At 65.1% G+C, this 19312-nt stretch carries 19 protein-coding genes and 2 pseudogenes; 13 read left to right on the top strand and 8 right to left on the bottom strand.

All coding sequences use genetic code 11. The features are described from left to right. Positions 1–44: 44 nt before the first annotated feature. Positions 45–1349: an MFS transporter gene (locus AU252_RS03020; RefSeq protein WP_058929459.1), complete on the top strand. Its 1305-nt coding sequence runs from the start codon at positions 45–47 to the stop codon at positions 1347–1349. 158 nt (positions 1350–1507) lie between these two features. On the opposite strand, the gene AU252_RS03015 is transcribed toward AU252_RS03020, so the two are convergent. Further along, positions 1508–1894: a DUF1844 domain-containing protein gene (locus AU252_RS03015; protein WP_058929458.1), complete on the bottom strand. Its 387-nt coding sequence runs from the start codon at positions 1892–1894 to the stop codon at positions 1508–1510. A gap of 227 nt (positions 1895–2121) precedes the next feature. Between AU252_RS03015 and infC the strand changes: the two are divergent. Continuing rightward, positions 2122–2685, top strand: a pseudogene (infC, locus tag AU252_RS24960) (translation initiation factor IF-3); the annotation flags it as partial. Between the two features lie 329 nt (positions 2686–3014). On the opposite strand, the pseudogene AU252_RS24955 reads toward infC, so the two are convergent. Continuing rightward, positions 3015–3182, bottom strand: a pseudogene (locus AU252_RS24955) (hypothetical protein); the annotation flags it as partial. A gap of 279 nt (positions 3183–3461) precedes the next feature. Here AU252_RS24955 and rpmI point away from each other — a divergent pair. The 3 genes from rpmI (at position 3462) to AU252_RS02995 (ending at position 5174) form a co-directional block, all read left to right on the top strand. Then, on the top strand, positions 3462–3656 hold the full coding sequence (gene rpmI, locus AU252_RS03005) for a 50S ribosomal protein L35 (RefSeq protein WP_009358635.1): 195 nt from the start codon (positions 3462–3464) through the stop codon (positions 3654–3656). Positions 3657–3775: 119 nt separating this feature from the next. Next, the gene (gene rplT / locus AU252_RS03000) at positions 3776–4231 is read left to right on the top strand and encodes a 50S ribosomal protein L20 (protein WP_056342954.1); all 456 of its coding nucleotides are present in this window, start codon (positions 3776–3778) and stop codon (positions 4229–4231) included. A gap of 49 nt (positions 4232–4280) precedes the next feature. After that, positions 4281–5174, top strand: coding sequence for a TrmH family RNA methyltransferase (locus tag AU252_RS02995; protein WP_058929456.1), 894 nt, complete (start codon positions 4281–4283; stop codon positions 5172–5174). A gap of 77 nt (positions 5175–5251) precedes the next feature. Here the strand turns inward: AU252_RS02995 and AU252_RS02990 are convergent, their stop codons facing one another. After that, positions 5252–5527 (bottom strand): GlsB/YeaQ/YmgE family stress response membrane protein, encoded by a 276-nt coding sequence (locus AU252_RS02990; protein ID WP_056342958.1) that lies wholly within the window; start codon positions 5525–5527, stop codon positions 5252–5254. Positions 5528–5730: 203 nt separating this feature from the next. Between AU252_RS02990 and AU252_RS02985 the strand changes: the two genes are divergently transcribed. After that, positions 5731–6735: a cation diffusion facilitator family transporter gene (locus AU252_RS02985; RefSeq protein ID WP_083510234.1), complete on the top strand. Its 1005-nt coding sequence runs from the start codon at positions 5731–5733 to the stop codon at positions 6733–6735. 59 nt (positions 6736–6794) lie between these two features. On the opposite strand, the gene AU252_RS02980 is transcribed toward AU252_RS02985, so the two are convergent. Continuing rightward, the gene (locus tag AU252_RS02980) at positions 6795–8003 is read right to left on the bottom strand and encodes an MFS transporter (RefSeq protein WP_058929455.1); all 1209 of its coding nucleotides are present in this window, start codon (positions 8001–8003) and stop codon (positions 6795–6797) included. Positions 8004–8070: 67 nt separating this feature from the next. Between AU252_RS02980 and AU252_RS02975 the strand changes: the two genes are divergently transcribed. The 4 genes from AU252_RS02975 to AU252_RS02960 all read left to right on the top strand — a co-directional run bounded on the left by AU252_RS02975 (position 8071) and on the right by AU252_RS02960 (position 11016). Then, entirely contained in the window at positions 8071–8523 is a 453-nt protein-coding gene (locus tag AU252_RS02975) for a (deoxy)nucleoside triphosphate pyrophosphohydrolase (RefSeq protein WP_058929454.1), read from the top strand. A gap of 60 nt (positions 8524–8583) precedes the next feature. Then, positions 8584–9441 carry a methionine ABC transporter ATP-binding protein gene (locus tag AU252_RS02970; protein ID WP_058929453.1) on the top strand — a complete coding sequence of 286 codons (858 nt, stop codon included), beginning with the start codon at positions 8584–8586 and terminating at the stop codon, positions 9439–9441. Continuing rightward, positions 9438–10139, top strand: a complete 702-nt coding sequence (locus AU252_RS02965) for a methionine ABC transporter permease (protein ID WP_058929452.1) — start codon at positions 9438–9440, stop codon at positions 10137–10139. The genes AU252_RS02970 and AU252_RS02965 overlap by 4 nt, the downstream gene beginning before the upstream one ends. A gap of 70 nt (positions 10140–10209) precedes the next feature. Next, positions 10210–11016, top strand: coding sequence for a MetQ/NlpA family ABC transporter substrate-binding protein (locus tag AU252_RS02960; protein ID WP_058929451.1), 807 nt, complete (start codon positions 10210–10212; stop codon positions 11014–11016). Between the two features lie 10 nt (positions 11017–11026). On the opposite strand, the gene AU252_RS02955 is transcribed toward AU252_RS02960, so the two are convergent. The 3 genes from AU252_RS02955 to AU252_RS02945 form a co-directional block, all read right to left on the bottom strand. Further along, positions 11027–12154 (bottom strand): Rv2578c family radical SAM protein, encoded by a 1128-nt coding sequence (locus tag AU252_RS02955; RefSeq protein ID WP_058929450.1) that lies wholly within the window; start codon positions 12152–12154, stop codon positions 11027–11029. A gap of 80 nt (positions 12155–12234) precedes the next feature. Then, positions 12235–12891 carry an SIMPL domain-containing protein gene (locus tag AU252_RS02950; RefSeq protein ID WP_058929449.1) on the bottom strand — a complete coding sequence of 219 codons (657 nt, stop codon included), beginning with the start codon at positions 12889–12891 and terminating at the stop codon, positions 12235–12237. A gap of 2 nt (positions 12892–12893) precedes the next feature. Continuing rightward, a complete protein-coding gene (locus AU252_RS02945; protein WP_240484307.1) occupies positions 12894–13376 on the bottom strand; it encodes a hypothetical protein in 483 nt (160 codons plus the stop codon). Between the two features lie 200 nt (positions 13377–13576). On the opposite strand from AU252_RS02945, the gene pheS reads away from it, so the two are divergent. The 3 genes from pheS to AU252_RS02930 are packed head-to-tail and all read left to right on the top strand — an operon-like array spanning position 13577 to position 17904. After that, positions 13577–14638, top strand: a complete 1062-nt coding sequence (gene pheS, locus AU252_RS02940; RefSeq protein WP_058929448.1) for a phenylalanine--tRNA ligase subunit alpha — start codon at positions 13577–13579, stop codon at positions 14636–14638. Between the two features lie 2 nt (positions 14639–14640). Beyond that, the gene (gene pheT / locus AU252_RS02935; protein ID WP_058929447.1) at positions 14641–17184 is read left to right on the top strand and encodes a phenylalanine--tRNA ligase subunit beta; all 2544 of its coding nucleotides are present in this window, start codon (positions 14641–14643) and stop codon (positions 17182–17184) included. A gap of 12 nt (positions 17185–17196) precedes the next feature. Further along, positions 17197–17904 carry a 4'-phosphopantetheinyl transferase family protein gene (locus tag AU252_RS02930; protein ID WP_058929446.1) on the top strand — a complete coding sequence of 236 codons (708 nt, stop codon included), beginning with the start codon at positions 17197–17199 and terminating at the stop codon, positions 17902–17904. Here the strand turns inward: AU252_RS02930 and AU252_RS02925 are convergent. Then, positions 17901–19280: a M1 family metallopeptidase gene (locus AU252_RS02925; RefSeq protein ID WP_083510233.1), complete on the bottom strand. Its 1380-nt coding sequence runs from the start codon at positions 19278–19280 to the stop codon at positions 17901–17903. The two genes, AU252_RS02930 and AU252_RS02925, sit on opposite strands and share 4 nt — an antisense overlap. Positions 19281–19312 lie beyond the last annotated feature (32 nt).

Genomic DNA, 19312 nt, shown 5'->3' with positions numbered 1-19312 from the left:
CGCGGAGATCCCGGGCTGCCGCGGGCAGACCCAAAGGATTTTCCGTGAACTTCGCTCTTTACCGGGAGCTGCTGGCCCACCGGCCCATCCGGCGGCTGCTGCTGGTCGGCATGATCGCCCGCATCCCCCACTCGGCGGCAGGCATGCTGCTGACCCTGCACATCGTGCTGACCCTGGACCAGGGCTACGCTGCGGCCGGTGCCGCAGCGGCAGTTATGACCATCGGCATTGCCGTTGGCGCACCATGGCGCGGCCGGCGCGTGGACACTGTTGGCCTGCGGCGGGCGCTGATTCCCTCAGTGGTGTCAGAGGCTCTCATCTGGTCCGTGGTGCCGCACGTGTCCTACCAGTGGCTGCTTCCGCTGGTGTTCGTCGGCGGCCTGCTGACGTTGCCGATCTTCAGTGTGATCCGCCAGTCCCTGGGCGTCCTCGCGGACGGGGACCAGCGGCGGACCGCTTTTGCGCTGGACTCGATCGCCACGGAGATGGTGTTTATGATCGGGCCTGCCGCCGGAGCCGTTGTGGCCACCAGCGGCTTCACCGTTCTGGGACTCACCGTGGTGGGCGTTTCCACGTCACTGGCCGGATTGTTCCTCATGTGGTTTAACCCGCCTACTCGAAGTGCCACGCAGACTGAGGAGTGCCAGGCAGACCAGCGCCACGCCGCGGAAGTGGCTGTGGTTTCCGCTGCACCGGCACACCTCCAGGAAGCAGCGGCAGACCTCGTCCCGGCAGGGGCAGAACGCACCCGCAGCGGGCCGGCGGGGCTGCCCGGCAAGGTGGCCCACAACTTCGCCTGGCTCACGGCCACTGTAGCGGCCGTATTCGCAGTGGCAGCTGGAACCGGCATGGTGCTCAGCGGCACGGACGTTGGCATTGTTGCTGCCCTGGAAACAGGCGGGCACCAGGGCGAAATCGGCATCGTGTTCCTCTTTTGGTGCGCCGCATCGGTGGTCGGCGGACTGGTCTACGGGGCCATGCACCGTCCAGTTTCGCCGATCCTCCTGCTGCTGGGGATGGCGGCCCTGACTATCCCGATGGGCTTCGCCCAGGACACCTGGACGCTGGCCTTCGTCTCGATCCTTCCGGGCCTGTTGTGCGCCCCTGTACTGTCGGCCGCCTCCGAACATGTGGCAGACCTGGTGGCGGAGGACCGCCGCGGCGAGGCAATGGGCTGGTACGGCTCTGCACTGACTGCCGGCGTGGCGCTCGGGGCGCCCCTTGCCGGGATTTTCATCGACGGGATGGGACCATCCGGCGGCTTTGTGTCCGTGGGCGTGGCCGGCGTTCTGTTCTGCCTGGTGGGACTGCTGCTCCAGGCCCACCGACGCCGGCGCGCCGCCATCTGAACCCGGCCTCCAGAGTTTTTTGTCCAGATATTCCGCCTTTTCAGGTGCGGAAGTCCCGTATATCTGGACAAAAACTAAGTGAAACACGACGGCGGCGGCGGGTCCGTGTGGACCGTCCGCCGCCGTCGTCGTACTTTGTGAAGTTTGCTGTTTTGGGTCTAGTTGACGGCGCCGGTGTACTTCTCGCCCGGGCCCTTGCCCGGGGCATCCGGGATGATGGACTCCTCGCGGAACGCGAGCTGCAGGGAACGCAGGCCATCGCGCAACGGGCCGGCGTGCTGGGATCCGATTTCGGGGGCCGCTGAGGTCACCAGTCCGGCAAGGGCGGTGATGAGCTTGCGGGCCTCGTCCAGGTCCTTGAGTTCCTCCGCATTGTCCTCGGCGGCGAGGCCCAGCTTGACCGCGGCTGCGCTCATCAGGTGCACTGCGGCGGTGGTGATGACCTCGATGGCCGGCACCTCCGAGATGTCGCGGATTTGCTGGGTCACGTCAGCCTTGGCGTCCGGGGCCTCGAAAACGTGTGAATTGCTGTCTGGGGTGCTCATACTGGTAAGCTTGTCACAGACCGACTGGATGTCGTTATTTCGCTGTGGAAGGTCCCACCAACGCTTTGCTGCGTGAGGAGGGATTTTTTCTGTAGAATGACATGCAGTTTGCAAGCGGAGTTCTCTCCCACCCGCGTCAGCCGTTTTCCCGCCGGAAGTAATTCCTGAGGAAGCAAGGTTGCCGGGTACCGGTCGGACAGTTCTTTCAGGCATTGAGCCTAGGGGAAGTGCGCATTGCCTCTGCTGAGGACAGTGCATCCGATCATCGAGGCCTTCGATTGCTCCGGCAATTGGGGGCCTTCTCTATTTTGCCGGTGGAATACCACATCAATCACAGGAGCTTTAACATTAGCGAGCCAAGAATCAATGAGCGTATCCGCGTCCCCGAGGTGCGGTTGGTCGGTCCTGCAGGTGAACAAGTAGGAATCGTCCGTATCGACGATGCCCTGCGTTTGGCTGCCGAGTCTGATCTTGATCTCGTTGAAGTTGCACCGCAGGCCAAGCCTCCGGTGTGCAAGCTGATGGACTTCGGCAAGTACAAGTACGAGGCCGCCGTCAAGGCACGTGAAGCACGGAAGAACCAGACAAACACTGTTCTGAAGGAAATCCGCTTCCGCCTCAAGATTGACACCCACGACTACGAGACCAAGCGCGGCCATGCACTGCGCTTCCTCGGTGCCGGTGACAAGGTCAAGGCCATGATCCAGTTCCGCGGCCGTGAGCAGCAGCGTCCGGAAATGGGCATCCGCCTGCTCCAGCGCTTCGCTGACGACGTCGCCGAAGTGGGCGTTGTGGAGTCCAGCCCCCGTATCGATGGCCGCAACATGGTCATGGTTGTGGGCCCGCTGAAGAACAAGGCCGAAGCCAAGGCTGAGGCACGCCGCGCATCGCAGCGTGCAGAGGCCAAGGCGCAGAACGAAGCGAAAGCTACGGGTGGCGGCCGCATCGACGTCTCCGGCGACGACCAGGCACCGCTCACGCAGTCGCTGGCTGACCTTCTGCCGGAAGGTTTCGCCATCACCACGGAGCCGGAAACCGAAGCTCCGGCACAGTCTGAAGCACCTGAGGCGCCTGCTGAAGCCGCTCCGGAAGCCGAAGCCCCGGTCAAGGAAGCGCCGGCGAAGGAAGCTCCCGTCAAGGAAGCCGCAGCGAAGGAAGCTCCTGCAAAGGAAACCGCCGCCGAGGCAGCACCCGTGAAGGAGGCCGCCGTCCAGGAGGCGCCCAAGCAGGCTGCCCCGAGGGCCGCTGCTCCCAAGCGTGAGGCTCCCAAGGCAGCCCCGGCACCCATCAATGCTCCTGTCGCTGCCAAGCCCGCCGAAGCTGCGGCTCCGGCAGCTCCGAGGCCGCCGGTGCCGATGCCTAAGCCGATCGCCCGGCCGGCAGCGCCGAAGCCTGCTGCAAGGCCTGCCCCCAAGGCAGCTCCGAAGCCGGCTGGCAAGAAGACTACCTAGTTCAAAGCTGCGGGAGGTTATCCTCCTGCAGTACGCAACCAGCATGCCGCCTGCAGGGGCGGCTGCTCGAAAGAACTGCAGACAATGTCTGTGGACACGTAAGGAGATCGGTTCCCATGCCGAAGATGAAGACCCACAGTGGTGCTAAGAAGCGCTTCAAGCTGACCGGCAGCGGCAAGCTGCGCCGCCAGCAGGCCAACCGCCGCCACTACCTTGAGCACAAGTCCTCCAGGCTGACTCGTCGCCTCGCCGGCGACAAGATTGTCTTCAAGGGTGACGCTAAGGTCATCCGGAAGATGCTCGGCATCTAAGTTCCAAGTTCTCTGACTGATGCCACCTGGCAGCAGTCAACTACCAAAAAGGCTTCTCAGGCCAGCCGGTTGTTCCGGCAGTAGATGCTTGGGATCAGAATTTTCGAAGGAGTACGCACGTGGCACGTGTGAAGAGGGCGGTCAACGCCCACAAGAAGCGCCGGGTTATCCTTGAACGCGCAAAGGGCTACCGTGGACAGCGTTCACGCCTGTACCGCAAGGCTAAAGAGCAGCTGCTGCACTCGTTTGTGTACAGCTACGGCGACCGCAAGAAGAAGAAGGGCGACTTCCGCCGCCTGTGGATCCAGCGCATCAATGCTGCATCCCGCGCCAACGGCCTGACTTACAACCGTCTGATCCAGGGCCTGAAGGCCGCTGAGGTCGAGGTTGACCGCCGTATGCTTGCTGAGCTGGCCGTTTCGGATGCGAACGCATTCGCCGCGCTGGTGAAGATCGCCAAGGATTCCCTGCCTGCCGACACGTCCGCTCCGGCCGTCGAAGCCGCAGCCCCCAAGGCTGCCAAGGCACCCAAGGCCAAGGCTGCAAAGCCTGCCGCTGACGTGGCTGCCAAGTAGCACCCACGCCAGTTCGAGGACTGGTGGCTGAAGCCACTAAGGTTCTTGTATGAACGAAACCGGGCGCCCGCAAGACTTTCCACTCTCCAACCCCCGAGCTGATCGGGTGAGGAAGGTGGCACAGCTTGCCGGGCGCCCGGCCCGTTTAAAGCGCAGCGAGTTTCTGGCGGAGGGTCCCCAAGCTGTCCGTGAGGCCCTCACTCTGCACCAGAAAAGGATTGCAGCGGGCGAGCCCGGCGTCGTCTATGAGGTGTACGCGAGCGAGGCCTGCCTCGACCGGCACCCGGACCTGGAGGCTCTCGCGGAGGGCATTGACGCATACCTCACTACCGACGAAGTGCTGGCCGCGATGGCGGACACGGTTACCCCGCAGGGCATTCTCGCGGTCTGCGGTTTCCTGGACGTGAGCCTTGAGCAGGTCCTCGACGCCGGCCCTCGGCTGCTTGCAGTGCTGTGTCAGGTCCGGGACCCCGGCAACGCCGGCACTGTACTCCGGGCTGCTGACGCGGCCGGGGCGGACGCCGTCATCCTGACCTCGTCCAGCGTTGACATCTATAACCCCAAGGCCGTCCGTTCCACCGCCGGTTCCCTGTTCCATCTGCCCGTGGTCCTGGGCGCCGATATCGCGGAAGTGGCAGCCGCCTGCCGTGCGCGGGGGATTGGCATACTGGCCGCCGACGGCGACGGTGACGTCAACCTGGATACGCTCCAGGACGAAAACGCCGCGCGCCGGATCGCAGGCCCTGGCGTCGAATCGCTGTTTGCCCTGGAGGGTCCCACAGCGTGGCTGTTCGGAAACGAAGCCCAGGGGCTCGCCGAAGATGAACTGGCCTTGGCCGATCACCGGGTGGCCGTGCCGGTTTACGGCGCAGCCGAAAGCTTGAACCTCGGCACGGCGGCCACGGTGTGCCTCTACGCGAGTGCCAGGTCCCAGAAAGCGTGACTGAATACGTGACTTAAAGGCAGGGCCCCGGTAGTTCTCCGGGGCCCTTGCTGTATGAATCAGATGAGGTAGGGGTATCAGGGCGCCCGTGTGCTCTTGCTGCGTCCTGTGATGGCGCCGTAGACGCCGGCAACTACCAGGCCGCCTACGATGGCCAGGATCCAGGTACCCAGATCAAAGAAGGCAAGATCACCCTTGCCGAACAGGAGGCTGCCAATCCAGCCGCCTACAATCGCGCCGACAACGCCGAGCACGAGACTCGTCACCCAGCCGCCGCCGACTTTGCCCGGCATAACGGCTTTAACGATGGCCCCTACGATGAGGCCGAGAATAATCCAAGCAAGAAAACCCATGTCTCCTCCTTCATATTCGTCGGGATTGAACGTCCCGATTAGTGTTCAAGCTAACATACGGCCCCTCCGATGTCAGCAGGCTTAGTGCATGTCAGAAGTGCGTCTTCTGCACCCGAAAAGGTACGGTATTCGTGGGCGGAGCCGACTGCGCCGCCGCGAATATCCCTGCTTGTTCTTGAAACCTGTGAAGAGGAGAAGCCTCCGTGGCTGCAAATGGCGGTACCAAGGCGATCGTCGCGGCCCTAGCCGCAAACCTGACCATCGCCGTCCTGAAATTCGTGGCCTTTTTTCTGACGGCTTCCTCGTCGATGCTGGCCGAAGCCATCCACTCGATTGCCGACTCCGGCAATCAACTGCTGCTCCTGATCGGCGGCAAGCGCGCCAGGAAGGCAGCTAGCCCGGAGCACCCGTTCGGGTATGGCCGTGAACGCTACATTTACGCCTTTATCGTCTCGATCGTGCTTTTCAGCGTGGGCGGGCTTTTTGCACTGTTCGAAGCGTGGGAGAAGCTGCAGCACCCGCACGCCATCGAAGGGGACTTCTGGTGGGTTCCTTTGGCGGTGCTGATCGGCGCCATTGTTGCTGAGTCTTTCTCGTTCCGGACGGCCATCATCGAATCCAACCACGTCCGCGGCAAGCAGGGCTGGGTGAGCTTTGTGCGCACGGCCAAGCAGCCGGAGCTGCCGGTCATCCTGCTGGAAGACCTCGGGGCGCTTCTTGGTCTTGTGTTCGCGCTCGTGGGTGTGAGCATGACCCTCGTCACCGGCAACGGGATCTGGGACGCCGCGGGTACCGGCATGATCGGCCTGCTGCTCGTGGCCATCGCTGTGGTGCTGGCTATCGAAACCAAGTCCCTGCTGCTGGGCGAGTCCGCCACCCGGGATGACGTGGCCCGCATCAGTGAGGCCATCGAGGCCGGGGGGCACAACCGGATCATCCACCTCAAGACCCTTCACCTCGGACCGGAGGAGCTGCTGGTGGCCGCCAAGATCTCCGTGGGTGCCGCAGAAACCGGCCGGGACATCGCCGCCGCGATTGATGGTGCCGAGTCCCGAATCCGCACGGCCGTTCCGATGGCCCGGGTGATCTACCTCGAACCGGATCTGCACCGCGAGAACAGTCGCACGGACGAGGTCTCAGGCGCCGGTCAGGTTCCCAATGCCGGCCAGATAGCCGCGGAGGCCGGGGCTCAGGACCCGCAGGCCTGACGTTCCTTCCTCAGCGCACCGAATACTTCGGTGAAGCCGCTGCCCGCCCGTTCCCAGGATCAGGCGGCCAGCGGCTTTTTGCGTTCCAGGACGCCGCTGGTCAGCGCGATGCCAAAGCCCAGGACTGCCAACACGGCGCCCACGAGCGCGGGTGCCACGAAGCCCCAGCCCCAGGCGATCACTAGGCCGCCCAGGAAGGCGCCTAGGGCATTGGCTACGTTAAGCGCGGCGTGGTTCAGCGAAGAAGCCAGGGAGGGGGCGTCCGGCGACGCATCCAACAAACGGGTCTGCAGGGCCGGGATCAGCATGGAGCCGGACGCTCCCACCACAAAAACCATCACCAGGGCTGACCAGGGCCAGTGCACAGCCACCGCGTAGACCACCAGTGCGACGGCGATCCCGGGCAGGACCCAGTACAGCGTCCCCATCACTGACTTGTCGGCCAGCCTGCCGCCGACGACGGTTCCGGCCACCATGCCCAGTCCGTAGAGTGCCACCACAATGGGCAACAGCGATCCCGGAATCCCGGCCACCAGGGTCATGGTGTGCGCAATGTAGGTGTAGGTCGCGAAGAAGCCACCAAAACCAACGATGCCGATCAGAATGGCCAGCCACACCTGGAGCCGCTTGAGCGCACCGAGTTCGCGGCGGATGCTCGCGTCAGGATGGGGGGCCTGGTATGGGACATAGCGCCACAGCAGCACCAGTGTCAGCAAGCCAATGCCTCCTACGAGCAGGAACAGCAGCCGCCAGCCGAACGTCTGGCCCACCCAGGTGGCCGCGGGCACGCCGATAACGTTCGAAACGGAGAGGCCCGCCATCACCATGGAGATGGCCCAACCCCGACGCGTGGGGGAAACCAGAGAGGCGGCGATCACAGCCGCGACCCCGAAGAATGCACCGTGCGGCAGCCCGGCCGCAAACCGGGAAACCAGCATGCTCCCGTAATCGGGAGCAACATAGGACGTCAGGTTGGCCAGCGTGAAGAACAGCATGAGGCCCAGTGCGAGGTATTTGCGTGGCAGTTTGGCACCGACTGCGGCGAGCAGCGGCGCGCCTACCACAACTCCGAGGGCGTAGGCGGAAATGAGGTGTCCGGCCTCCGGGGTGCTGATGCCGAGTCCTTGTTCCACCTCTTTCAGCAGGCCCATCATGGTGAACTCCGTGACACCGATTCCGACGCCGCCCATTGCCAGCGCGAAAATCGCTGCGCCAACGTGTGGAGACTTCGTCTTGGATGCGGTGGAGGTTTGGACGACGCTGCTCATGGGCCTGCTTTTCAAAGGGGATGCTGGGGGAGGGTCCGCAGACCATTCTCCCTCATAGACTGGGGCGGTGAGTGGACTGATACAGGTCGTTGGCGGAGCAATAGTGGACTCGTTGGCGAACCCTGCCCGCATGCTGGTGGCCAGGCGGACTGCTCCCGAGCAGTTCGCTGGCCTCTGGGAATTTCCCGGCGGGAAAGTGGACGCCGGTGAGGAATGCGAGGCCGCGTTGCACCGGGAACTCAGGGAAGAACTGGGCGTAGAGGTCCGTCTGGGGCCGGAACTCCCCTCCGGGGCGGCAGCTGGCTGGCGGCTGAACGAGCGGGCCAGCATGCGGGTGTGGTTCGCGGAGATTTCCGACGGCGATCCCCAGCCGCTCGAAGACCATGACCAGCTGAGATGGATCAGCACCACGAATCGTGATGAAGCTCTCAGTCTTCCGTGGATCCCCGCCGATTTCCCGATTGTCCGGGCACTTCTTGAATCACTGGGCACGCCTGTGGGCTCAGCCCCTCTTCGCTGAATTTTAGGACGCCCCGACGCCCCGAAACGCCGCTGATGTTCGGATTTGGGTCCCGGTTTTGTGAGTTGGCAGAATCTGATCCGCGCCATCAATTCGCTGGAGCGTCCCGATACCGGCAACGTCACCGTTGACGGCCGTGAGATGACCACCCTGGAAGGGGCGGAACTTCGCGCGGCCCGGCACAACATCGGCATGATTTTCCAGCACTTCAACCTGCTCAGCAGCCGCACAGTCCAGGCGAACGTGGAGCTGTCACTGGAAATCACCGGTGCCAGCCGCGGGCAACGCCGTACGCGTGCGCTGGAAATCCTGGAGCTTGTAGGCCTTCACGGAAAGGCCTCCGCCTATCCCGCGCAGCTGTCCGGCGGCCAGAAGCAGCGCGTGGGCATCGCCCGCGCCCTGGCGTCCAGCCCGTCGGTCCTGCTCAGTGATGAGGCCACCTCGGCCCTGGACCCTGAAACAACGATGCAGATCCTGGACCTGATCCGGCAGCTCAGCAATGACCTCGGATTGACGGTGCTGCTGATCACCCACGAAATGGACGTTGTGAAGCGGATCTGCGACTCCGCCGCGGTGATGAGCCAGGGACAAATCCTGGAACAGGGATCGGTGGAGCAGTTGCTGACTACGGAAAAGTCCCTGCTCGGCCACGCGCTGTTTCCCCTCGGTGAGATCCCCGAAACCACGAACACCATTGTGGAGATCACCTTCACCGGTGTGACCGCGGATCGCCCTGTCATCGCCCAACTGGCGCGCACACACGGCATCGACGTCGGCATCCTCGGCGCCGCGCTCGAAACGATCCACGGACACCAGACCGGCCGGACCAGGCTGGAACTCCCGGGCGAGAGGCACGTCGTGGACGCGGCCATAGCCGACCTTAGGTCGCAGGGACTTTTTGTGGAGGTAGTCAAGTGATTGACCGCAATGACCCGTACTTCTGGGCCGACTGGTTCGAGACGATCCTCAAGGGCACCGGGGAAACTTTCTACACCGTCGGCGTCAGCCTGCTGTTCACCGTCCTGTTCGGGCTGGCCGCCGGTGTGCTGCTGGTGACCACGGAATCCCGCGGACTGCTGTCCCGGCCGTTTGGCAGCCGGGCGCTGGGCCTTGTGCTGAACCGGGTCCTGGACCTGCTGGTGAACATTGGACGCTCCATTCCGTTCATCATCCTGATGATCCTGCTGATCCCGTTCACACGGCTCATCGCCGGGTCCTTCATTGGCCCCACAGCAGCGATCGTCCCCTTGACGATTGCCGGCATCCCGTTCTTCGCCAGACTGGTGGAAATAGGCATCCGCGAGGTTCCCGTTGGACTCGTGGAGGCTGCCCAGTCGCTGGGCGCCACCCGCTGGACCATCCTGACCAAGGTCATGATTGCGGAGGCTGTGCCTGCCCTGGCGCTCGGACTTTCCACCACGGTGGTCGGACTGATCGGCTACTCCGCCATGGTCGGGGCCGTGGGCGGCGGAGGCCTGGGAGACGTTGCCTTCCGTTACGGCTACCAGCGCTACAGCCCCGAATACATGTTCGGCGTCGTCATCCTGCTTATCCTGCTTGTCCAGGTCTTCCAGTCCCTGGGGAACTTCGCCGCACGCAGGCTTTCCCACCGCTGACCACAGCACCCCGTATTCCCTCAGTGACGCATCCCCAAAATCACCCCGCACCATCCTGAAAGAGATCCCCATGATCCGAACACATGTCCTCAAAGCAGCCGCCGCCTGCGGTATCGCAGCCATCCTGGCACTGTCCGCCTGCGGTTCCAGCAGCTCCTCTGATGCGTCCAGCACCATCAAGGTGGGCGCCCTCGCCGTCCCCGCCGGGGACATGGTCAAGCACGTCCAGCGCGAGCTTGCAGCGGCGGAAGGCCTGACGGTCGAGTACAAGGAGTTCAGCGACTACAACACGCCGAACCCCGCCGTCAGCGACGGTGACATTGATGCCAACCTCTTCCAGAACACCACGTTCCTGGAGACCTACAACAAGGCCTCCGGCAAAAACCTGGTCAGCGTCGGCAAGGTCTACCTGCCGCCGATGGCCCTGTACTCGAACGACATCGCCGAGTTGCAGGACCTGCCCGACGGCGCCAGCATCGCCATCCCGAATGATCCCACCAACGAGTCCCGGGCCCTCAAGCTGCTTGCCTCCAAGGGCCTGATCGAGGTGACCGAGAACCCCATCACGCTCAAGGATGTCACGGCCAACCCGAAGAACATCCAGTTCACCGAGATTGAGAACGCCAGCCTCCCGCAGGCCCTCAACGACAAGGACGCCGCCATTGTGACCCTGGCGTTCGCACTGCCTGCCGGATTGAGCGCGGACAAGCAGCTGCTGGTGGAAGGCAAAGACAGTGCCTACTACAACGTGCTGGCAGTCAAAGCCGAGATGAAGGACGATCCCCGGGTCCAGAAGCTCTACAAGATCCTGACCTCGCAGGACATGAAGGACTTCCTGCAGGAGAAGTACAAGGGCCTGGTCATTCCGGCCAGCTAGGAATCCTTCCCTAGAACAGGGTGGGCTGCTGACGCGGCCCGGCGGCGGCCGGCTGGGACTCCCCAGCCGGCCGTTCCTGTATGCCGACGCCGGTAGACGGGATACTCCCCGCCGGATACTGGGCTTCCTCGCCACGGGGATCGTCTTCGAGGTCACGATGGCTGAAGCCGTGGCCGCTGGTGAAGCCGTGCCGGTGCTTGAAATAGCGCACCTTTGCGGCGAGCCAGGTGCGGTATTCCTTGGACGCGTAGGACCCTGTGCCATAGAGGCGCCGGTAGCGGCCAGCCAGTTCCGGATGGTTCTTGGCAATCCACTGCATAAACCACTCGCGTGTTCCCGGCTTCAGGTAGAGGGCGCCCGCTGTGACGCCGGTGGCGCCGGCCGCGGCCAACGCAGCGAACAGGGAATCGAGGGCTTCATCGCTGTCTGAGAGCCACGGCAGGATGGGCATGGCCATCACCCCGCAGGGGAGCCCGGCATCGCGTAAGCGGGAGACCAGCTTCAGCCGGGCCCGAGGCCCGGGCGTGCCTGGTTCCACGGCTTCCGAGAGCGCCTCATCCGTCATGGCCAGGGAGATGCCCACCCCTACCGGCACCTGGGCGGCAGCACGCTTCAGGAGCGGAATGTCCCGGGCCAGCAGCGTCCCCTTCGTGAGGATGGACAACGGCGTGCCTGAGTCAGCCAGCGCCGTGATGATTCCCGGCATCAGCGCGTAGCGTCCCTCGGCCCGCTGGTAGGGGTCCGTGTTGGTGCCAAGCGCCACCTGGTGACGACCCCAGGACGGTTTGGCCAGCTCCTTCCGGAGGACTTCGGCCGCATTGACCTTGACCACCACCTGGCTGTCGAAATCCAGTCCGGCGTCAAAGTCGAGATACGTGTGGCTCTTGCGCGCAAAACAGTAAACACAGGCATGGCTGCAGCCGCGGTATGGGTTCACGGTCCACTCAAACGGCATCCGCGACCCGGCCACCACCTTATTGAGCACCGATTTGGCGGTGACCTCATGGAAGGTGATGCCGGCGAATTCGGGGGTGGTCACAGAACGGACCAACCCGGCAAGGGGGAGCAGGGCGGGTGATGGGCCACTTCCGAGGTCATCGGCAGGCCGGGGCATCAGCGCTTGTGCATCCCATCTCATGTCTTCCATTCGAATGTATGTTCGAACTTAAGTCAAGGACCGGGCGCCGCGGAAGTCCGCGCGCCGGACTGCGGGAACCGTCAGGCCAGCAGTTCCCACACCACGGTGACGCTGGCATTAATGCTCGCGTGGCCCGCCTCCACGCTGATGGCTTCGCTGGTGGCGGCGCGCTGGATCCGGGCCACCGGAACCGGCCCTTGCGCATCCGGGTGTTCGGCAACGGACATCACGGCACCAAGCCGCGCGGACGCCAGGGATGCAAACTGTTCGGCCTTGGCAGCGGCATCCTGCCACGCAGCTTCCCGGGCAAGGGAGGCAACAGCTGACTCATCCGCGAAGCCAAGCTCCAGTCCGTTCAGGCGCACGTCATCGCCGCCGGCATCTACTGCGGCCGCTATGACAGCGGATGCCGTGCTCACCTGCCGCAGGCGCACGGTGAGCACACTGGAGGTCACGTACCCGGTCACCTGCTGGCCCCCGCCGTCGCGCCAGACGAACTCCGGCCGGACGTTCAGCCCGGAGGTCCGGATGTCCGTGTCAGCCACGCCGTGCCGGCGGAGCGCACCGGATACGGCTGCGGACGTTGTTCCTGCATCCGCATAGGCGGCGCCCACGCTGTCCCGCCGGCACTCGACGCCCACAGAAATCGTCAGCAGGTCAGGTGGCGCCTCCGCCGTCCCCGTTCCGGTCGCGGTGATGGTCCTGTTGCTTGTCGTGGTGTTGGGTTCGCCCGTCATTGTCAGACCTCGATTCCGCCGGCCCCAGGGGGCGCCGGCTTTGGTGTCCTGATGTCAACGTAACCGCCGGCTGCCAGGCCGGCCTGCCGTTCGAAGAAATTTGCCGACGCCGGATTGCCCGTCCGGAGCTGCGACCAGCCGGCGGCCAGGAAATACAGCGGAAGGAAGGGCAACCCCAGGCAGTAGGCGTACTGGCTGCAGTGCTTTTCCTCATGCCCCAGGAGCGCCGGTTTGGACGTCAGTTCTTCAGTCGGGATCCGGCAGATGACCACGTTTCCCAGGGTGAAGGCCCCTGCGTACGGAATGCGCCACCGGTAGCCGGACGCTATGACCAGCCCGCGGGGGCCTTTGCTGACGGCGGTTCCCGCAGCCGCGGCAACGGCCAGGCCCAGCAGGGTAGTGCCGTTGGCCAGGTTGGCGAGCTGTCGCACCCGCTGCCCCGGCGTCAACAGCTGCGCGGCTGACAGGCCCTGCCCTTGTGTCATGAGGCCATGGTAGCCGGAGCCTTCACTTAGACTGGAGGATAGTGGCCGCCAGTTTGACCGGTGTGCCCTGACCTGGTCATCGAGTGCCTTCACCTTGGGTGAATCCACAACATGACCTGCCAGTGACGGATGCGCTGCCGGGAAACCGCGCACGGCTGCACCCCTCACCGGCAGCCCCGACTCGTAGCTAAGAACAGTAGATGACTGAAACTTTGCCGGGCGCCGCCATCCCGAACCCTACGGATGAAGCCGCCATCACTGCCGCTGTAGACCAGGCCATCGCCGCCATTGCCGGCGCAGGCACCCTTGACGAACTCAAGGCGGTGAGGCTGGCCCACACCGGTGAGAAGTCACCGCTCAGCCTGGCCAACCGGGACATCGGCGGACTGCCGAAAGACCAGAAAGCCGTAGCCGGCAAACTCATGGGTTCCTCCCGGGGCCGGGTCAACAAGGCGCTCGCGGACCGCACCGCCGAGCTGGAAGCACAAAACGACGCCCGGATCCTGCTGGAAGAGACAGTCGACGTCACTGCCGCACCCCGCCGTCGTCGGGCAGGAGCGCGTCACCCGCTCTCCACGCTGCAGGACCGCGTGGCGGACATCTTTGTGGGCATGGGCTGGGAAATCGCCGAAGGCCCCGAGGTGGAATCCGAATGGTTCAACTTCGACGCCCTGAACTTCAAGCCGGACCACCCCGCCCGCGAAATGCAGGACACGTTCTTTGTGGAGCCGCCCGAAGCGCACCTGCTGATGCGTACCCACACCTCCCCGGTGCAGGTCCGCTCCATGCTGGAACGCGAAGTGCCCATCTACGTGCTGTGCCCGGGCAAGGTGTTCCGCACCGACGAGCTGGACGCCACCCACACCCCGGTGTTCCACCAGTTCGAGGGCCTGGCCATCGACAAACACCTCAGCATGGCGGACCTCCGCGGAACGCTGGAGCACTTCGCCCGGCAGATGTTCGGCGACGAGGCCCAGATCCGGCTGCGCCCCAACTACTTCCCCTTCACCGAGCCGTCCGCCGAGCTGGACATCTGGCACCCGGGCGCCAAGGGCGGGCCGCGCTGGATCGAGTGGGGCGGCTGCGGCATGGTCAACCCCAACGTGCTCCGCGCCGCGGGCATCGACCCGGACACCTATTCAGGCTTTGCCTTTGGCATGGGCATCGAGCGCACCCTTATGTTCCGCAACGAGGTGGGCGACATGCGCGACATGATCGAAGGCGACGTACGTTTCAGCGAGCACTTCGGGATGGAGATCTAACAGTGCGTATCCCCCTTTCCTGGCTGCGTGAATTCGCAGCAGTACCGGCCGGAGCAACGGCCGAAGATTTGATGGCCGAACTGGTCAAGGTCGGTTTTGAAGAAGAGGCCGTCCACCGTCCCACGGACGCCTTGCAGGGTCCGGTTGTGGTGGGCCAGGTCCTGAGCATCGTCAAGGAACCCCAGACTAACGGCAAAACCATCAACTGGTGCCAGGTCCGGGTTGTCCCCGAAGGCCAGGAACAGACCCTCACAGGAGACGGCATCGACCCGTCCGGGGTGCAGGGGATCATCTGCGGCGCCCACAACTTCGTGGAGGGCGACAAGGTAGTAGTCACGCTGCCCGGAGCCGTCCTTCCCGGCGACTTCCACATCTCCGCGCGGAAGACCTACGGCCACCTTTCCGCCGGCATGATCGCCTCCGTGCGTGAGCTTGGCATCGGCGAGGACCACGACGGCATCCTGGTCCTGTCCCGCATCGGGCTTGATCCGGAAATCGGCACGGACGCCATGGAACTGCTCGGCCTTTATGACCAGGCGGCCGAGATCAACGTGACCCCGGACCGCGGCTACGCTTTCTCCATCCGTGGTGTGGCCCGTGAATACGCCCACGCCACCGGCACGGGATTCACGGACCCCGCTACCAAGGTCCAGGCCCCGGCAGAACTTTCCGGCGGCTACGGCGTAAAGCTCAACGACGACGCTCCCATCTACGGCAAGCCCGGCTGCGACCGTTTTGTGGCCCGCACCGTCCGGGGCGTCGACGCGACCAGGCCGACGCCCCCGTGGATGACCTCAAGGCTCCGGCTTGCCGGGATCCGCTCCATCTCCCTGCCCGTGGACATCTCCAACTACGTCATGCTCGAGCTTGGCCAGCCCACGCACTGCTATGACCTGGACAAGCTGTCCGGCGACATCGTGGTCCGCCGCGCCGTGGCGGGGGAGAAAATCACCACCCTGGACGACAAGGAGCGCACGCTCGACGTCGAGGACCTCCTCATCACCGACGGTTCCGGCGCTATCGGCATTGCCGGCGTGATGGGCGGCGCAGCCACCGAGGTGAGCGATTCGACGTCGAACGTCCTGGTGGAAGCCGCACACTTCGACGAGGTGTCCATTGGCCGTTCCCGCCGCCGGCACAAGCTGCCGTCCGAGGCGTCCAAGCGCTTCGAGCGCGGCGTCGACTGGCACGTGGCGGACATCGCTGCCCAGCGTGTTGTTGACCTCCTGGTGGAACTCGCCGGTGGGGTTGCTGACCAGGCGGGGACCGACGTCGGGACCGCACCGGACGCTGTGACCATCGCGCTGCCGGCAGCCTTCGCCGCCCAGCGGATCGGCATCGATTTCACCGAAGAGCAGATCACCACTTCGCTGGTGGACCTCGGTGCCGTGGTGGAAAAAGTCGACGGCGGCTGGACCGTTACCGCCCCTAGCTGGCGCAACGACCTGGAAACCAAGGAAGACCTCTCCGAGGAAATCGCGCGGCTGGTGGGTTACGACAACATCCCCGCCACCCTTCCGGTGGCCCCTCCGGGACGCGGCCTGACCCGCGTTCAGCAGCAGCGCCGTCGGCTCATCCAGTCACTGGCTGACGCCGGTCTGACCGAAGTCCTGGCCTACCCGTTCGTCGCCAAGGCGGCCAACGACACGTTCGGCGTCGCCGAGCAGGGTGCGGCCCGGAGCGCGGTCAAGCTGGCGAACCCGATCAGCGAGGAACACGGCTTCCTGCGCACGTCCATCCTCCCCGGGCTCATCGAGGTGGCCAAGCGGAACTACTCCCGCGGGTTCCGCGACCTGGCGCTCTTCGAGTCGGGCCTCGTTTTCCTACCGGGCGAGACCGTGGGTACGCCGTCCATCCCGCCGCTGGGCGTCAAGCCTTCCGACGAGGTACTGGATGCACTGTACGACGGCGTTCCGGACCAGCCGCTGCACGTCGCCGCTGTCCTCACGGGCCACGATTCACCCGCTGCCGCCGGCCACACGCCGCGCTTGTGGGACTGGTCCGACGCGCTTGACATTGCCCGGCTCGCCGGGGATGTCCTGGGTGTGGAGGTTGTGGTCAGCCAGGGTGCGCACCAGGCGTTCCATCCGGGCCGTGCCGCGCAGCTCTCGCTGCGGACCGGTGAAGTGGTGGGTTACGCCGGCGAGCTGCACCCGAAGCTCCTGGCCGCGCACGACATGCCTGCCCGTTCGGTGGCTCTGGAGTTCAACGCGGATGCCCTGTTCGAGGCAGCCGCGGATGTGATTGTGGCCCGCCACATCTCCACATTCCCGGTGGCCACCCAGGACGTCGCCCTGGTGGTGCCGCAGGACATTCCCGCGGACCAGGTCCTCGAGGCGCTCCGCGAAGGCGCCGGCGAGCTGCTGGAGGACGTGGCGCTGTTCGACGTCTACGCCGGCAAGGGCATTGAAGAAGGCAAGAAATCGCTCGCCTTCGGCTTGCGTTTCCGGGCAACGGACCGGACGCTGACGGCCGATGAGGCCTCGGCTGCGCGCGAAGGCGCGGTTGCCCTGGCTGCAGAGCGCTTCGGCGCCGTCCAGCGCTAAGCACGGATCCGGATGGCAGGACCTGCACCAGAGGTGGCAGCGCCGGCTTTGCCGGTGCCGGTCCTGCGGTCCTGCCCTCCCGGCGTATCCGGAGGGCAGGACCCGACGGCGGGCTGCCAGCCAATAGTGCTGGGGCCCGCCGAACTGGCCCGCGGTGCCGCCCTGGCACCCGGCCCGCGGGCCGTCTTCATGGCTGGCAGGCGAGCCCTGCGGACGTTCGCGGCAGAACTGCTGGACATCCCGGCGTCGGACCTCACCACTCACTTCAGCTGCCCCCGGTGCGGCTCCGGCCCCGAGCTATCGCACGGCAGGCCGGGCTATACGCTCAGGGGAGGGCCGGTGCCGCTCGCGCTGAGCCTGTCCCGGAGTTCCGGGTGGATCCTGTTGGGCGCCGTGGTGGATCCACCGGCCGGAGTCACGATGGGCCTGGACCTGGCGGACCCGTCCGGCATGGCCTTTGAGGGGTTCGACGGCGTGGCCCTCACCACCACGGAGCGCGCGGCCCTAACCGGGCTGGCCGGGCCGCAGCTGCTGCAGGAGCGGGCAAGGCTCTGGGCGCGGAAGGAAGCCTGGCTCAAGATGACGGGCGACGGTCTCGCCACGGCGCCGGACACCCTCGACGTTTTGTCGCGCCCGGAAATCCGGGACCTGGCCGCCGGCGAGGCGGGCCTCCCGCACAACCTACGCGCCGCCGTCGCGCTTTCACGCACCGGCAGCTAGCGCACCGGCAGCGGCGGAAGGGCGGCCTCAAGCAGCCACGGGTGCAGCAGCGCCTCGGTGTCCAGGCCGGTGGCCCGGTCCGCGGCGAGAATGAAGGCCGCCGTGGACACTGAACCGTGACGGTGGGCATCCGTCCAGTCGTGCAGCAACGCAAAGAATGCCAGGTCGCCGCACCGGACCCGCAGGGCATGCAGGGCCAAGGCTCCCCGCTTGTATACGCGGTCATCAAACATAAGCTCCGGCCCGGGGTCGCCCACGATAATGTCCTGGCTGCCGGCGGCCAGTTTCCGCCAGGCTGCGGCGGCCCGGTTCGCGACAGGCAGGACGCCCGCCTCCTCCGACCAGATCCACTCCGCATAGCAGGCGAAGCCCTCGTGGAGCCAGATGTCCGACCATGATGCGGCAGTGAGGGAGTTCCCGAACCACTGGTGCGCGAGCTCGTGGGCGATGAGCCGCTGGGATTCCCACTCCTGCGTCAGGTGGTTCCGGCCCAGAATGGAGAGCGTCTGCGCTTCAAGCGGTATTTCCAGCTCGTCTTCGGTCACCACCACGGAGTATTCCGGGAAAGGGTAGGGCCCGAAACAGCTGGCAAAGGTGCGCATCATCTCAGGCTGCCTCGCCAGGCCTTCGCGGGCCGTGTCGACCAACAGTGCCGGGACGGCGGCGAACTGCGGAACCTGCCCGTCCACGGGGAATGGAGTCAGGGCGAGGAACTCATAGCGGCCGATCTGGACCGTGGCCAGGTAGGTGGCCATGGGCTCGGCCTGTTCGTAGACCCAGGTCTCGCGGCTGGCCCTGCTGGTGTGGGAGATCAGGGTGCCGTTACACACGGCCCGGTAATTGGCGTCGGTGGTCACACTGATCCGGTAGCTGGCCTTGTCACCGGGGTGGTCGTTGCACGGGAACCAGGAGGCGGCGCCGTTCGGCTGGCCGGCCACAAGGACGCCGTCGGTGAGTTCCTCCCAGCCCACCTCGCCCCAGAACCCGCGCCGGGGACCAGGGTTGCCTTCGTAGCGGATGTCGAGGGTAAATTCCTCGCCCGCCGGCAACGCGGCCTCGGGCACAATGACCAACTGCCCGGCGCGCTGGCTGAACTTTTTTACCCGGCGCCCGCTGAGTTGGATCTTCGTGGCCCGGAGCCCGGTCAGGTCCAGCACAAGGGCCGCCGTCGCGTACCGGGTGACGGCGTTCAGGACCGCGCGCCCGTTCAGGCGGTTACTGCTGAGCTTGTAGTCAAGGTCCAGTTCGTAGCGGCTGACCTTGTACGCGTTCGTGCCATGGCCGGGCATATAGGGGTCGGGCGAAGATGCGCCGTGCTCCGAGGTGCGTGCAGGGCCGTTACTGGCGGCCGTGGGGCTCGGTGCGGGGGAACTCATAAGACGGTCTTTCCGATCAGCGTAGGGCGGCA

It is taken from the genome of Pseudarthrobacter sulfonivorans, assembly GCF_001484605.1.
Classification (GTDB): Bacteria; Actinomycetota; Actinomycetes; order Actinomycetales; family Micrococcaceae; genus Arthrobacter; species Arthrobacter sulfonivorans_A.
This window is presented reverse-complemented; position numbering and strand designations above follow the sequence as displayed.